This window comes from Vibrio ostreae, assembly GCF_019226825.1.
Classification (GTDB): Bacteria; Pseudomonadota; Gammaproteobacteria; order Enterobacterales; family Vibrionaceae; genus Vibrio; species Vibrio ostreae.
Genome location: NZ_CP076643.1, coordinates 2,557,258 through 2,572,881, shown reverse-complemented (window position 1 = coordinate 2,572,881; position 15,624 = coordinate 2,557,258). Strand labels below are relative to the sequence as shown.

Below are 15,624 nucleotides of genomic sequence, written 5' to 3'. Positions count from 1 at the left end.
GAGAACCTGAAGTTATCACAAAATCGTCTGGGTTCAATCACGATCACTGACGTTGTTCGATTTGGTGTTGAATCGTGGCCAGGGTCCGCGTGGCGTAGTCGTCGTTATTGTAACCAATTGCGATGCGTGATGCCGCAACTAATAACTGGTAAGCGCTGTGGTCACGGAGCAGTGATGCAGTACGTTCGCTAAACCAGGCCACATCAACCTGAGGGTGAATCCAGGGCCTGTACTCTGCAGGTAGTATTTCGGTTGCGCCGACATTCGCGGTGGTAATCACCGGAATATCCATGGCCAACGCTTCTGGAATTACCATACCAAACTCTTCCAGCTTGGCGGGGTAAACGAAGATATCGAGTACGCTGAGCCAGTATTCCGGCCGGGCATTTTTCGGTTTGTAGTGAAACTGCGGTAGTTTCACTACTGGATGATCGGCCAGTTCGGCAGGAAATGAGTGTGAACCGAGAACAAAAAATTCCACAGCTGCATCCTGTTGATGGATATTGAGGCAGATATCAAGAAAGTCGACCAGGCCGCGTTTTTTAAAATCACCGGAAGTAATAAAGCCAATCACCTTTTTATCGGCAGCAATACCGAGCGCCTTTCTCGCTGGCAGGCGAAAACGGGCTTTATTGTCGCGATTGAATTTGAGGTGATTGTAACCCGGATGAACCACAGAAATGCGTTGCGGCGCGATGGCTTGCTGCTGCAGTTTGTGTTTGGTAAAAGCCGAGTTGGCAATGATGTGGCACTGACTGTTTTGCAGCCAGATGAGGTATTCGTTGGGGGCGGCAGGATCGGAAGAGATCAGGTTGTGAATAAAGGTGAAATCAGCATTACGCAGACTACTGTCATGATCGACAATAACAGTGCAATCTGGACGGGCTACCTGAAGGCGGTGATTGTTGACTTTGGCTTTTTGGGGCCATAAGCGGGCCATCAGCCAGGTTCGGAAAAATCCCTTTTTACAATAAAGCTGAAAGTCGTGGTTAGCGGCTTTCAGCTTATTCATTTGCATTACAATGAGTTGGCCTGTTCCGCTTTTGTTGGAGATGTTTTTACGAAACAGTGCAATGGTTTTCATTCTACGTTTTCTCTGTTTTATCGTTTTTCTCGGTTTGGGCAAAACCACACAGAGGGATCATCAGCATGATGTAGAGCAAGATAGTTTGGCTATGGTTCAAGGGTACATCGGTTAAGCTGGCAACAATGTACAGCGTTGCCAAGCCTAAAATGGCGACTCTGTATGTGTGGTTACTTTTTAAAGCAATATATATGGGAAGAAAATATATAGGCAAAAAAAGGATAAGTCCAACGAATCCAAAACGGACAAGAGTATCAATAAACTGGTTATGGAAGTGATAAACCCGGAAGTTGATAATGCCGACAGAAATTTGTCCGTCTTCATATCTTTGCTCCAGCTCAGGCAGATGCTCGTTCCCGACACCCAGCCAAAAGTTGTCTTTGGAAATCAGAAAGGCGGCCCGCCACATCTGAAATCTTAGCCCGATGGAGCTGTCCATATCGCCGGATTCAATCCGGCTAATTTCAGCTTGTGTTTGCTCAATACGTGTTTCCAACTGATCTTTAAACACAAATAGAACGAGTGCTGAGCTAACCAAGAAAATAACAAAGTAACGTCCCAGATGGCGAATGCTTTTGGCATGAAACACCAGCATAACAACAAACGCAGCCAGCAGCGCCAGCCAGACACCACGCGACAGGGTCAGGATAACCGCTGAAGAAGAAAACAGAACGCACAGCAATCCGCACAAGCCTGATCTGCTTCTTGGTGCCTCAAGGAAAAAATGAAAGCCTAAGATGGCGATACCAGAGCAAAATGTGGCGTAGGGAATGACATTCATCAGCCCGGCAGCTCTTTCCTGATCTAAGTAAAAAGTGTGATAAATACTGTTGCTCATCAGGCAAACGGACCCGACTACGCTCAAGGTTAACCAAACACGGCGAGTCAGCATCTGCCAAGGGAAAACCAGTAACAGCAGTGCGGCTGCCAGATAAGCGCGAATCAAGCTCGGACTGCCATCTTTATATTGGTAATGCAGAATGACATAAGTCGAGAAAACCAATACTGCCCAAAGAACCCAGTTGCGCAGGTTCTCTCTGAGCATCTGTTTTTTGTATATAACGATGCTGGCGATAATAGCAATAACGGCAAACAGTACCATGCGCTTGTTACCGTTTTGCATAATGCTCAGGCCGGTAAACAGGAATAGATAAGGCAGCAAAATTATGGTTTTGCTCCACAGCGATGATGGCATCATGGATTAATTCTTACTGTATGGGTTAAGATCAGAGTCCGGGCGGGTCTTAAGCAGACGCAGAATCCACATATATTGCTCCGGGCGCTGAGTCACATAGTTTTCAATGCATTCATTCATCATGCGTGCATCCTGATGTTCGTCACCGGTCGGGAACGGCAGTTCAGGATAAAAGTCGAGTTCATACTCGCCGCTGGTACTGTTATACATCGCAAACAGCGGGACAATTTTCGCTTTGCTTAGCGTAGAAAGGCGGCCTAAACCGGCAATGGTTGCTTTTTGGGTCGCAAAAAGTCGACAAACACACTGTGTTCACGGCCGAGATCTTCATCCGGCAGGTAATAGCCGAGGTAACCGTCTTTACGGACCGATTTAATAAACGGTTTAATGCCGACACTGCGGTCATACACGCGGCCGCCATATTGTACGCGCTGCTTATGCATCAGCCAGTCAGAGACTTTATTTTTCTGACTTTTGGCCATGGCAGACACCGGCAGGCCACGTGAAGCGAGCAAAATGGCCGGAATATCAATCGCCCAGGTATGTGGAACCAGCAGAATAACGTTCTCTCCACGATCCAGCACTTGCTGCACATGTTCGAAACCACGAATGGTGGTGTTACTTTCCAGCCAGCGTTTACTGCGTATGGACGTCGAGGCAAAGCCCATCAGAAACATGGTCGAGGTGATGTACATCTGCTTAAGAATGGCTTCACGCTCAGCGTCCGATTTTTGCGGAAAACACATCTGTAGATTCACCCGCGCGCGGGTATTAGCTTTGCTGTTTACTTTCAGCGCAAATGTGGCCAGAGCCCCGGCAATAGCCCGCTTGGCGGCGGCCGGTAAAAAACTCAGCAGACAAGCAAAGGCAATAGCAAACCAGGTTCCCCAATATTTGGGATGCAGGAAATTCCACTGAAACTGCGGATTGTAGGCATATTCATCAAAGTCATCACGCGGTGATGAAGAGAGACGAGAAGTCGACATAGTTTGCTCAGATTGTTTGTTTTTTGAGTAAAATTATCGAGGAGTATAACAGGAGTAGGGGATATAGGGAAAAGGTCCTAGGATCCTAGGCCCTAGAGGGGGGCTTTCAGTTTGGTTTTCACTAGGACCTAGCCCCTAGGATCCTAGGCCCTAGAAGGTCGCGTTCAGTTTGGCTGTTACGGGTTGGATTGCTGAAGGCAAACGTGCCGCAGACCTCAAGCTTAGAAATGCCGAATAAGTTCCAGCGAACGCATCTAGGACCTAGCCCCTAGGATCCTAAAGCCTAGGATCCTGGAACCTTAAAACCTAATCACTACCAAACAGATCGCGGGTATAAACCTTCTCTTCCACATCTTTCAGCTCTTCAGCCAGACGGTTAGAGACAATGACATCCGCTTCCTGCTTGAACGCTGCCAGGTCATTGATCACTCGGGAGTTGAAGAAGTGCTCATCTTGCAACACTGGTTCATACACGACCACTTCAATACCCTTGGCTTTGATGCGTTTCATGATGCCCTGAATAGAAGAAGCGCGGAAGTTATCTGAGCCGGACTTCATGATCAGGCGATAAATACCGACCACTTTTGGCTGACGTTTGATAATAGAGTCGGCGATAAAATCTTTACGGGTGCGGTTGGCATCGACGATGGCACCGATAATGTTATTCGGTACTTCATCATAGTTGGCCAGCAGCTGCTTGGTGTCTTTCGGTAGGCAGTATCCACCGTAACCAAACGACGGGTTGTTGTAGTGATTACCGATGCGCGGATCCAGACCGACGCCTTGGATAATCTGGCGGCTGTCGAGGCCATGCACTTCGGCATACGAGTCTAGCTCATTAAAGTAAGCCACGCGCATCGCCAGATAAGTGTTTGAGAACAGCTTGACCGCTTCGGCTTCAGTGGAGTTGGTAAACAGCATCGGAATGTCTTGCTTGATGGCACCTTGTGCCAGCAGGTTGGCAAAGGTTTGTGCGCGCTCACTCTGCTCACCGACAATAATACGTGACGGGTACAGGTTGTCGTACAGCGCTTTGCCTTCACGCAGAAACTCAGGCGAAAAGATCAGGTTGTTACACTGCATCTCTTGTTTGAGCGTTTCGGTATAACCGACCGGAATGGTGGATTTGATCACCATAGTCGCATCCGGATTAATCGCCATCACATCACGAATCACCGATTCAACCGATGAGGTGTTGAAGTAGTTCGTATTTGGATCGTAATCAGTCGGAGTGGCGATAATCACGAATTGAGCGCCGACATAAGCCTGCTCTTTATCCGTAGTTGCGGTAAAGTTCAGCGATTTTTCACTCAGGAACTGCTCAATTTCTTTATCAACAATCGGCGACTGACCGCGATTGAGCATCTCGATTTTTTCCTGAACGATATCCAAAGCGACAACTTCGTTGTGCTGCGCAAGCAGCAAGGCATTGGACAGGCCGACGTAACCTGTCCCTGCTACGGCTATTTTCATTTTAGTTTTCCGGTTTTTTAGTTCCTAGATCCTAGGGCCTAGGTCCTAGGGTCAGCATTCTTTTTAAGTTTTGGTGTAAAAGGTTTTTAGATCCTGTGTATCAGGTTTTTAGGTACTAGTTCCTAGGTCCTAGGGTCTTCGCTGAGAGTTTGGGTAAAACCTTTACATCACAGATCGCTTTCTAGACCCTGGTTTTGGGGTTTGTGCCGGTTGAAATAAAACTTAAAAACTACCAGCACGCATCCCAGGGCCTAGAACCTAGGATCCTAGGACCTTTCTTACCTAGGAACGTATCTCCCTAGAACCTTTTTAATTAATAATTGCTAAATACTCTGCCACACCTTGGGCGACGGTTTTGAACTCAACATCACAGCCTGCGGCGCGCAGCTTGGTCAGATCGGCCTGAGTGTATTCCTGGTAAGCACCTTTGAGGTGATCCGGGAACGGAATGGTTTCCACGTCGCCTTTGCCGTGATGCGCGATGACCGCTTTGGCCACTTCATTAAATGATTCCGCTTTACCAGTGCCGCAGTTAAAGATGCCGGACACGCCGTGATCCATAAACCACAGGTTTACCGCTGCTACATCACCGACGTAAACGAAATCACGTTTGAAGGTTTCACTGCCGGCAAACAGTTTCGGGTTTTCACCCGCGTTCATCTGGTTGTTCAGGTGGAACGCTACGGATGCCATAGAACCTTTGTGCTGCTCGCGCGGGCCATAGACGTTAAAGTAACGGAAGCCAGTCACTTGCGGCAGTTTTTCACCGTGTTCTGCGGCATCTTGCCACAGGCGGCGTACGTAGTTGTCAAACTGCTGTTTGGAGTAACCGTAGACATTGAGCGCACCTTCATATTGTGGCTCTTCAATAAAGGTATCGGTTTCACCATAAGTCGCAGCCGATGAGGCATACAAGAACGGGATTTCACGATCGAGGCAGAAGTGCAGCAGCTCTTTGGAGTACTCATAGTTGTTGAGCATCATGTACTTGCCATCCCACTCGGTGGTGGCTGAACAGGCGCCCTCATGGAATACGGCTTCAATCGGGCCGAAATCATCACCGGCCATTACCTGAGTCAGAAAGTCGTCACGGTCCATGTAATCGGTGATCTGCAAATCAACCAGATTCTTAAATTTACGGCCATTTTTAAGATGATCGACCACCAGAATATCCGTGATACCACGGTCATTCAGAGCTTTCACAATATTGCTGCCAATCATGCCAGCACCACCAGTTACGATGATCATAATTACTTTCCACTTAAGCTTAAATACTGTGTCGAATAGTAGCAGGGAAGGGTTTTAGGTTCTAGGTCTCATAGAGGTTACTAGGGCTTAGTTCCTAGATCCTGGTTCCTAGGTCCTAGGATCTACGCTTTTAGTTTTAAGTCTTTCCAGAATTATCTCATTGCTGTTATTCAAGCGAATACGAAATTCAAAATTTCTAGAAAACTATAGCGCCCACCATCTAGAACCTAGGGTCCTAGGAACTAAACTGCATCCTAGAACCCCAAGAACTTATTTACCTACGCTACTTGGCCGCTGCGACCACTGGCTGCGTGAATCGGTGACGTCAAACAAGTGATATTTACGATCCAGTTGCTGACCACCGTCACGGGTGATTGGCTGCCAGGCGATGTTGGCGCGGCTGGTGGTTGGTTTCACCGTCATCAGATCAAACGGAATGGTGATGTAGAAGCCTTTGTTAAAGCTGCCTTCACCATACTCATCAGTCGTCAGATCGGTTACTGTCGCGTAGGCACCAACGATTACACCAGATTTAAACTGCTTGGAGAAATCGACGCGGGCGCCTTTATCGCCACCAAGGAATTTACCCACACTGACTTTAAACAGGGTGTCATTAATCCAGTTCCACTGCGGCATATAGTATGCGGTCAGCTGACCTGTCGTGCCTTGATCCAGCACATACGCCTGACAACTCACGTCACCGGCGGAACAGTTACTGGCGTTGTAACCATCGTAGTAAACGTACGAGTCGGTAAATACACCAAACCAGGAATCCGGTTCACGCTGTGAGACCAGGTTGGCATCTAAACCTAATGCCCAGTTGCTGTTGAGCGGGCGGTATAGCACCTCACCACCTACCCCGGCAAACATGGTTTCCAGATAACCCGCATAGGCCTGGGTGTAAATATTATCAGTCGGCTGCTCAAACCAGGTGAGCTGCAGGTTGTTGAGGCGCACTGAGTTTTCACGTGCATAGGCACGGAACATAGTACGCACCCGGGGCACGGCAAAGTTGGAGATATGCGGGTTGTTTTCCACATAGTTAAACTTGTCGTAGTTATCGAACAGGTTGAAGTAGATCGAGCCGCTGGCTTCAATATTGTCACTCAGCCACACATTGCCGTTGGTATTAAAACCGACCTGATAGAAGTAGAACGACTCAGGACCGCCCACCGACTGAATTAGTACCGGATCAATACTGGCGTTCCAGCGTGAGTCGTTGCTGGCCAGTGGTTTACCTGAGCGTTCGGCTTGTGGTTGTTTTTGCTTGGTGGCGTCTTCCAGTTTGGCACCAAAATATTCGTTGTTCGCGATTTTTCGGTATGCCGCGGCATCAATGTCAGTTTGAGTCAGATCGACGCCATTACTACGCTCGACGATACGATAGGTTTTGATGTAACCCGGGGCATTATTGGCCAGAATGGCTGCAGCGCGATCCTGGGCTTCTTTGCGGTCACGATATTTGATCTGTTCACCGCTCACCACCAGGGTATCGCCATCTTCGCTGATGGTGTTGCGGGTGTAACCGGCATTGTTATCAAGCTGCGCCGAGACTTGCTTCCAATCTGGATCCTGAGCTGGTTGCGCGGTCACGGTTTGTTTCGGCTCATCACGCCAGAAGGTTTCCAACTGATTAAAGTTGGTGTTCAGTGTTAAGCCGAAGGTGAAAACATCACCGCGCTCATAACTGATTTTGGCATCGGCCCAGTCCGCTAAGCGATACAGTGCACCGATGTTAATTGGTGTGCGCGGTTGCATATCTTTGCCGGCACGAACGTGCGGGAAGTCCTGCGAATAATTGTTGCCGTCATATTCCAGCTTGAGGCGCAGCGGTGCGTAAGGTGTCTGATATTCGACGCCACCAAATACAGACGCCGGGCCTTTAAACCAACGGCCAGCCTCAAATGAACCGCCATTACCGCTAAATGAATCATCACGAATACAATATTTGTCGGCGGCTTTACACAATGGATTGGTGACATTACCGCGCTGGCCGATATAGCCCCAGCCTAAGCCCAGAGTAATATCCAGCGGGCCAAAACGTTTGGTGCCAGCAATAAACTCGCCGTCAAACAGGCCAGTACCACCGATATCACGGATACCAATCGAGGTTTCCGGTAGCCAGTAACTCTCTTCTAATAAACGCAGTTTAACGTCGATGCCTTTATCGGTGTAATTATTGTTGCCGCTGTAGGCTTTGTTGGAGTTATAGCGCACATCCGGCACCCGGGTATAACGAATGGTGGTTTCTAACCAGGGGAAAAGCTGAATCGAAGAAAAATAGTGCTGGTAATCATCATTGACAGTGATACCAAAGTTAAATTCGCCTTCCGGCGCCATGCGCGCGGCCGGCATTTGCATCAGGCCGACTCCGCCAAAATCCGATTGAGAAGGGCGAAGCTGAGCAGGTTGTAATTCACTGGCATGCGCCTGACTGGCCAGCATACCCAGGCAAACTGCACTGAGCATTCGCGAGTGAGAGGAGATCGAATGAGTTGTGTTTGCCATTGTTAGTTTTTCACCATGCTGATCAGAGTTGCGATGTCTTGTTCTAACTGCTGTAGTTCGTCATCACCAGAATTAAAGCCGATAAAAATAGCGCCGCCAGGCAGCGGACTGATGTGCTGATTGTTCCAGTAGGCAATGCCGGTTTTTTCTATTGTGCCATCGGGCTGAATCAGCCAGGCAAAACTGTCGCGAGAGGTACGAGGGTACATGGCTTGTTTTAGGTAGTCGGAAATAAACCAACCTGCGTGATAGCGCAGGCTCTGCTGCTCGGGCACACCAAATAAACTGACTGTGCTTGGACGGCCATTCAGCGCTAACTCATATTGGCCCGGGAGTAACGGATTCAGAGTATTATCTAAGCGCAGTACGTCACGATCCAGATTGGTCACCAAGCGGTAACCATATTGGTGCTGTTTGAGTTGGCGCAACAGGCTGGATGCGATGGTTTGATAATCAGAGTCCTGCGCCAGAACATTAAGACGCTCACGAACTGAGGTATAAAGCTCATCTGTTTGCGGTTGCTTACTGACATCAAACAGGCGATAACCTTCGTGGTAACTGTGGTTATCGACCGAGAGTAAGTCCTGCTGCGTAGCATCGGCCAGGACACGCTCTAAACGTACCGGCTGGTTGTATTCAAGGCGGACGTCATGGTGTGTTAGCTGCACTTGCGTGGGCGTATCATAAGTGGGGTCATCAAAATTTTGCAGGGCTGCGGAGTAGGCCGCAGATGAAAGACCCAGCAAGCAAAGAGTGAGAAGCGATTTTAGCGGCAGTGAGGTAGCAGATGTTAGCTTCATTGGGCGACCTCCGCTTGCTCTTGGTAAGGTTTCAGAATGTCCATTTCAATCCGTGCCATATCTGGGCCAAGGTATTGGACGCTTTTCAGCACTTCTCCATTACGGTTGACCCAATACTGGTTATAAATAGTTGCATCGAGATCCGGGAAAGTGATGTTTTCCTGCCAGTGATTGAGTTGTTCAGTCCACAGCGGGGTTGTAATGGTCTCTTTACCCAGGTAAAGCATATTGAGATTACCTACGTGCCCATATTGCTGATCGTCCTGCCAGTCATACAAGGTTGACCAGGGCATATTGTTGCGCCAGGAGGGGACTGATCCGCTGCGGCGTGCTAAATTACCAGCAAACAGCTTATGGGTTTTCACGATACGACCCTGCTCGGTCACAATCATACCGCCATCATTAGAGACCCATTTCAACTGGTTGTTGCCGGTTTTTTGGTTTTTTTCGATGTAGGCCAGCACCATAAACACGCGACGGTCATCATTGATGCGCACATAGGTCGAGGCATAGGGCAGGTCTTGCAGTTGTTGTTGACTGATCTCGATATCACTCAGGCCGAGGAAGGCTTCTTGTACCGTATCATTGATACCGGCGAATCTTTGCGAACAACCGGAAAGCAGTGCGAGCATAATGAAGGCGCATCCCTGCTGGCGCAGTCGCCTGTTTATGGTTTTCATGTGAGTTAAACAGCCTTGTTTGAAAATGTCAGTAGATACAATAGGAGTAAGAGCAAACAGCTACTTAGATTATCAGCCTAAATAGATTGGGGCAATCAAGCCGCTGCCAGTTGAGAGAAGTAAATAAATTAAAGAAATACAATGAAGCTATTAATAGCAAATTATTTCATGACGGGGGTCACAAATTTTGTCTTAATGATCTCAGTCAGGATTGGCCCTGTTCAAAAATAATAAAAAAGACCAGCAAAGCTGGCCTTGAGTTCTATTCATGAAAGAAACTTTCACTTGGGCTTAGTTGGTGCCGGTAGTGCCTGACGTGCCAGAATTACTACCGCTGTTTGAAGCTGCAGCAGCGGCTACAGCAGTCGCTGCTGCAATAGCACCTACCGTACCCGCAGCGACACTACCCGCTGCAGCACCAGAAGCCGCAGCTCCGCCTGCAGCACCGCCGCCTGCAGCGCCGCCACTTGCTGAAGTAGCAGTAGCTTGTCCTGCTGGTGCAGGTGGAGGAGTGTCAAGCGCTGAAGTTGCAAATGCTGAAGTAGAAACACCCAGCGCAACTAGCATTGCTAACGCGATATTTTTCATAGTAAATCCTTATATACAAATTTTAACATCGATGTTTGAAGCTTGTATTTTGCTTCAGAACTTATTGTAGTGACAACTTGTTTGTAAAGTAAACGTCAATATGCATCGGGTAAGTCATGATTTCGCTAAATTCGAATTAGTAACGCGAATTGTGTGGTAAATCGATCACAATAAATTGTTATTCTAAATACGATGTGCATAATAGTTGCGCATTACAAAAAGCAGTTCAAGCTGCGCATAAAAACAACGTCAAAATCAGGTTTTACGGAGTAAGCCTTGTCGGCTGCCGTGAGCGCAATGTGGTTAGCGCAGTAACCAATGGGCGGTAGCGTGACCGAATAACAGTGTTGTGCGAGGTGTGAGTGTGAGGCAATCAGGACGCCGGTAACTCATCAGGCTTAATGTTCCTCTCTCATTACTCAAGGTAGTGCATATTGTGCTGCTTTGTCCACATCCCACAATACGTTTCTTCCACACTTCTATTCGGCTACCTAAGAACCAAATCGGCTACCTAAGAAGCAAGGCGTCGCAAGGAACGTTTTCATGAATATCTCTAATCCACTTTTATTTGCATTTCTGGCTGTTGGCGCAGTGACGATAAGTCCGGCTGCATTTTCTGCACCCTATGTGGGCGCAGAATTGGGCTACAGCGATGCTGAGTACCAACCCGATCACGCTCAGCTTTCCGGTGATGGCAACCCTATTAATATCGGTGTGCAGGCCGGTTATTTCTTGAATGATTATCTGGGCCTGGAAGCGCGCTACAGCCGTTCGGTGCAACGTTCATCCGGACTTAAGATGGATGAGCTGACGAGTGGTTTTGCAAAGTTGAACTTACCAGTCACACCCAGAATTGCATTGTACGGCCTGGCGGGCTATTCCACATTTACACTTGATAAACAGGGCGTAGCATCGGTCGATGAATCCGGATTCAGCTTTGGAGGCGGGATTCATTTTGCTTTGGATCGCCATAAAGCGCTTGCCTTAGATGTGATTCGCTATGCAGACGCTGACCATGCCAGTTTGTATGCGATGAATTTAGCCTTTCAATATCGTTTTTAATCTTACGTCGAATAACAACAATCACTTTTTCATCAAAGATTCACCCTATTTGCATACGATTGGTGCGAATTTTTGAATTAACAATGGAACTTAGCCTTTGGCGCTAAGTTATCAGTAATCAAAAGCGAATAAACAATGCATAAAGGATATTACTCTCTTGCCGTGGGAGTCATGGCGAGTCTGTTTGTTTCAGCAGGCCATGCTGCGCCTACACCGACGCCGGCTCAGCTACAGATGTTTAAAAATTTACCTGCAGATCAGCAACAAGCGTTAGCCAGCCAGTATGGTGTCTCGATCCCCAGTGGCGGTCAGCAAGCGACGTCATACAGCAACCCGCAAGTGATAGAAGCACGCGATACCACATCTCACTCTGAAACTAAAAAACAATCGGCTGAGGCAACAAAAAGTGGCAGTTTGAAACGCTTTGGCTTGGATCTGTTCGCAGGCTCACCAAGTACTTTTGCGCCAATCAGTAATGTGCCGGTACCATCTAACTATACCGTTGGTGCGGGTGATGAAATTGTGATTCAGCTGTTTGGTAAAGAGAACCAGACCTACCGTTTGCGGGTTAACCGTGCTGGTGTGATCAACTTCCCTGAATTGGGCCCGGTGCAAGTGGCGGGCATGAAGTTTTCCGAAGTTCGCCAGTCGCTGACTACCCGGGTTGAAGAGCAGATGATCGGGATGCGCGCCGATATCTCTATGGGTGAGCTGCGCAGCATGCAAATTTTTGTCATGGGTGACGCCTATAAACCAGGTGCTTATACCGTCAGTGCACTAACCACTATCTCGCAGGCGATTTATTTTAGTGGCGGCCTGAGTGACAGTGGTGCGCTGCGTGATGTGCAGCTCAAGCGTGATGGCAAAGTGATCGCTAAGCTGGACTTATATGACCTGCTGTTAAAAGGCGATGCCAGTGATGACGTGCGCCTGATGCCGGGCGATGTGGTGTATATCGCGCCGGTAGGCCCGACAGTAGCGATCAAAGGTCAGGTCAATCGGCCGGCGATTTATGAACTGAAACCAGGTGAAAACTACCAAAACGCCGTGGCCATGGCTGGCGGCTTCACCGCCAATGCCGATGATACCCAGGTGGAAGTGAAACGTTATCAGCCCAATGGCAGCCGGGAAGTGCTAACGCTGGATTTAACTCAGAACCAAGCAAAACGCACAGCACTTAAAAATGGTGATGCAATCACGATTGCCAAGAAAAACGATGAGCTGACCCGCTATATTGAACTGCAAGGGGATGTGGCGCAGCCAGGGTATCGCGAATGGAAACCAGGCCTGAAAGTGGCGGACCTGTTCAGCAGCATGGACAGTGCGTTTAACCGTACTGCGGATGTGAACTATGCGCTCTTGGTGCGGGAGATTAATCCGCAGCGTGATATTGAAGTGCTGCAATTTAACCTGGCGAATGCGCTGTTAAAACCAGAGAGCCGCGATAATCTGATGCTGGAATCACGTGATAAAGTTCTGGTGTTTAATCGCCTGAGTACTCGTAATCTATCCGTATTTGATAACGAAAAAGCTACTGCAAAAAGTTTAACTCAGGCTCAGAAAGATGCTCAAAATGATGAAAGTGAAAATGAGGCAAGTTCTACTTTCACTCGAGAGAATATCCTTCAACTTCTAGGAAGTTCTCAAATAACTGCAGAGCAAAGAAATCAACTTAAAACCAATACACGAGGAGCCTTACTTGCTCCCGTTTTACTTAAGTTACAAGAGCAGTCTCGCCCCGGAATGGCACCGCAGGTGGCGGAAGTCTTTGGTGAAGTGAAATACCCTGGCCGCTACCCAATCACTGAAAATATGACAGTCTCTGGGTTAATCGGCGCAGCTGGAGGCCTGACCTATGATGCATTTACTATTAATGCCGAGCTGGCCAGACGTACTGTTGATGCTAATGATGAGCGTACCACGACTCAGATTCAACGTATCGATTTACGTAAAGCTTTGGAAAAGCGTGCCAATAGTGATGTGCTCATTCAGGGCCGTGACCGCTTAAACGTGTTGGAAAAGCCAGCCGCTAACTTGCAACAAACTGTGGTGCTGCAAGGTGAAGTTCGCTTCCCGGGCACGTATAATGTGCGCCGTGGTGAGACCATGAGCCAACTACTGCAACGGGCGGGTGGTTTAACCGAATTTGCCAATCCGAAAGGTGCTATTTTCACTCGTGAAGCTTTGCGTCAGCAAGAGCAAAGGCTTCTCAATCAATACGCGGAAGAGATGCGTAAAGAAACAGTGAAAAAAACCTTCCGAGCAGATAATAACTCCAACTCTATGATTAACGATCCGGATAAAACGCTCCAGTTTGTAGAAGAGGCGAGCAAAAGCAAAGCGCTGGGCCGTATGGTAGTGCAACTTAATCGCGTGATGCTGGAAGATCCGGCGGCCGATTTTACGTTAGAAGATGGTGACTTCTTGTATGTACCAACCTTCCGCAACACGGTTTCTATTATGGGTGAAGTTCAGGTGCCGGTGACTTACCTGCTGGATAACTCGCTGGATGTAGAGGATTACATCAGCAAAGCTGGCGGCGCGAAGAAGCAGGCGGATGAAGACCGCATCTTTGTAATTCGAGCAGATGGTTCAGTGTTTAAACCAACGTCAAGTTACTGGTTTGGCAGCCATCACCCCGATTTAGAAGCAGGCGATACCATCGTGGTGCCACTAGATACCGACTACCGCGATGCGCTTAATATCTGGACTGCTGCCACTCAAATCCTGTATCAAACCGGCGTAGCAGTTAACGCTCTTAACTAACCAATTCCTCAAGAGACTAATGTTATAGTTTCTTGAGGATATTAAATATACTATAGATTAAGATTTTACTAATTTTATAATTGACCTTGTTTTGTATAGCTACGCTATAAGAAACTTAGGATTAAAACATGCAACAAAAAAATTATATCAACGCAGATGGTTCACCTTCTTCAGAAAGTAACTTTGAGACGAATGAAGCAAAGTTACATGAGTTAATTGGTGCTATTTGGAAGGGCAAGTGGTTTGTGATTTTTGTCACAAGTATATTTGCGATTGGTTCTGTGTTTTTTGCCATTAAACAACCGAATATATATAAAGCAGATGTTTTATTAGCGCCTTCTGAAAGTTCAAGTGGTGGCGGCTTGTCGAAAATGGCTGGACAATTAGGAGGCCTAGCTGCTCTAGCTGGGGTTAATATAGGTGGAGCTAAAACTTCACAAACTGAACTCGCTATACAAGTCATGCAATCACGGCAATTTGTAGAAACATTCATAAAAGAACATGATTTACTGATCCCTCTTATGGCTACTGAAGGTTGGGACTTGAAAAATAATGAATTATTAATTAATAAAGATATTTATGATATAAAAACGCAAAAGTGGCTAAGAGAACCCAGTGGGTTGAGAGGATCGCAGCCAACAGCACAAGAAGCGTATGATTTTTTCATCAAGGGTATTTTGGGTATAGGTCAAGGTAAGGATAGTGGTTTATACACAGTGTCAATTTCTCACTATTCTCCTTTTATAGCAAAACAATGGCTTGATTGGTTAATAGAAGATATTAACGATGTAATGCGAGAAAGGGCGATTTCAGAAACCACTCAAAACTTAGCATATCTCAATAGCCAACTACAAAAAACCGCTGTGGCAGACATGAAAAGTACGTTTTATAAGTTAATAGAAGAGCAAACAAAAAGTTTAATGTTGGCAGAAGTACAAGAGGAATTTGTATTTAAAACAGTAGACCCAGCCATTATTCCTGAGGTCAAAGATAAACCAAAGAGAGCATTGATTTGCATAATTGGTACCTTGTTAGGTGGAGCGCTTAGTGTCAGTGTTTGGCTTCTGATTTTTGCCTTAAGAAAACAATAGATTTCCTTAAGACACTTAATTATAACGATATGTATCGAAGGTTAATGTTAATAACTTTATAACTATAAAGTTATAGAGTGTTTTTTCTGGTTTGCAGAGGGATGATTCTGCGAACATAAAGTTAGATTTTAAGAGTAACAGTT

The 15,624-nt window shown here is 47.2% G+C and carries 11 protein-coding genes and 1 pseudogene; 3 read left to right on the top strand and 9 right to left on the bottom strand.

Features of this window, described 5'->3' with window-relative positions; all coding sequences use genetic code 11:
* Positions 1 to 43: 43 nt before the first annotated feature.
* The 9 genes and pseudogenes from KNV97_RS17930 to KNV97_RS17890 form a co-directional block, all read right to left on the bottom strand.
* Positions 44 to 1,084: a glycosyltransferase family 4 protein gene (locus KNV97_RS17930; RefSeq protein ID WP_218562495.1), complete on the bottom strand. Its 1,041-nt coding sequence runs from the start codon at positions 1,082 to 1,084 to the stop codon at positions 44 to 46.
* A 1-nt stretch (position 1,085) separates the two neighbouring features.
* Complete coding sequence (locus KNV97_RS17925; protein ID WP_218562494.1) at positions 1,086 to 2,282, bottom strand: O-antigen ligase family protein; 1,197 nt, start codon at positions 2,280 to 2,282, stop codon at positions 1,086 to 1,088.
* Between the two features lie 3 nt (positions 2,283 to 2,285).
* Positions 2,286 to 3,265 (bottom strand): annotated as a pseudogene (gene lpxM / locus KNV97_RS17920) (lauroyl-Kdo(2)-lipid IV(A) myristoyltransferase).
* Between the two features lie 306 nt (positions 3,266 to 3,571).
* Positions 3,572 to 4,738: a nucleotide sugar dehydrogenase gene (locus KNV97_RS17915; RefSeq protein WP_218562493.1), complete on the bottom strand. Its 1,167-nt coding sequence runs from the start codon at positions 4,736 to 4,738 to the stop codon at positions 3,572 to 3,574.
* 309 nt (positions 4,739 to 5,047) lie between these two features.
* On the bottom strand, positions 5,048 to 5,986 hold the full coding sequence (rfaD, locus tag KNV97_RS17910; RefSeq protein ID WP_218562492.1) for an ADP-glyceromanno-heptose 6-epimerase: 939 nt from the start codon (positions 5,984 to 5,986) through the stop codon (positions 5,048 to 5,050).
* A 270-nt stretch (positions 5,987 to 6,256) separates the two neighbouring features.
* Positions 6,257 to 8,494: a YjbH domain-containing protein gene (locus KNV97_RS17905; protein WP_218562491.1), complete on the bottom strand. Its 2,238-nt coding sequence runs from the start codon at positions 8,492 to 8,494 to the stop codon at positions 6,257 to 6,259.
* Between the two features lie 2 nt (positions 8,495 to 8,496).
* Positions 8,497 to 9,294 (bottom strand): capsule biosynthesis GfcC family protein, encoded by a 798-nt coding sequence (locus KNV97_RS17900; protein ID WP_218562490.1) that lies wholly within the window; start codon positions 9,292 to 9,294, stop codon positions 8,497 to 8,499.
* Positions 9,291 to 9,974 (bottom strand): YjbF family lipoprotein, encoded by a 684-nt coding sequence (locus tag KNV97_RS17895; protein ID WP_218562489.1) that lies wholly within the window; start codon positions 9,972 to 9,974, stop codon positions 9,291 to 9,293. Before KNV97_RS17895 ends, KNV97_RS17900 begins: the two co-directional genes overlap by 4 nt.
* Positions 9,975 to 10,265: 291 nt before the next feature.
* Positions 10,266 to 10,562, bottom strand: coding sequence for a hypothetical protein (locus KNV97_RS17890; protein WP_218562488.1), 297 nt, complete (start codon positions 10,560 to 10,562; stop codon positions 10,266 to 10,268).
* Between the two features lie 543 nt (positions 10,563 to 11,105).
* Between KNV97_RS17890 and KNV97_RS17885 the strand changes: the two genes are divergently transcribed.
* From KNV97_RS17885 to KNV97_RS17875, 3 genes are all read left to right on the top strand, one after another.
* On the top strand, positions 11,106 to 11,624 hold the full coding sequence (locus KNV97_RS17885) for a porin family protein (RefSeq protein WP_218562487.1): 519 nt from the start codon (positions 11,106 to 11,108) through the stop codon (positions 11,622 to 11,624).
* Between the two features lie 135 nt (positions 11,625 to 11,759).
* Positions 11,760 to 14,390, top strand: coding sequence for an SLBB domain-containing protein (locus KNV97_RS17880; RefSeq protein ID WP_218562486.1), 2,631 nt, complete (start codon positions 11,760 to 11,762; stop codon positions 14,388 to 14,390).
* A 128-nt stretch (positions 14,391 to 14,518) separates the two neighbouring features.
* A complete protein-coding gene (locus KNV97_RS17875) occupies positions 14,519 to 15,481 on the top strand; it encodes a Wzz/FepE/Etk N-terminal domain-containing protein (RefSeq protein ID WP_218562485.1) in 963 nt (320 codons plus the stop codon).
* The last annotated feature ends 143 nt before the right edge of the window (positions 15,482 to 15,624 follow it).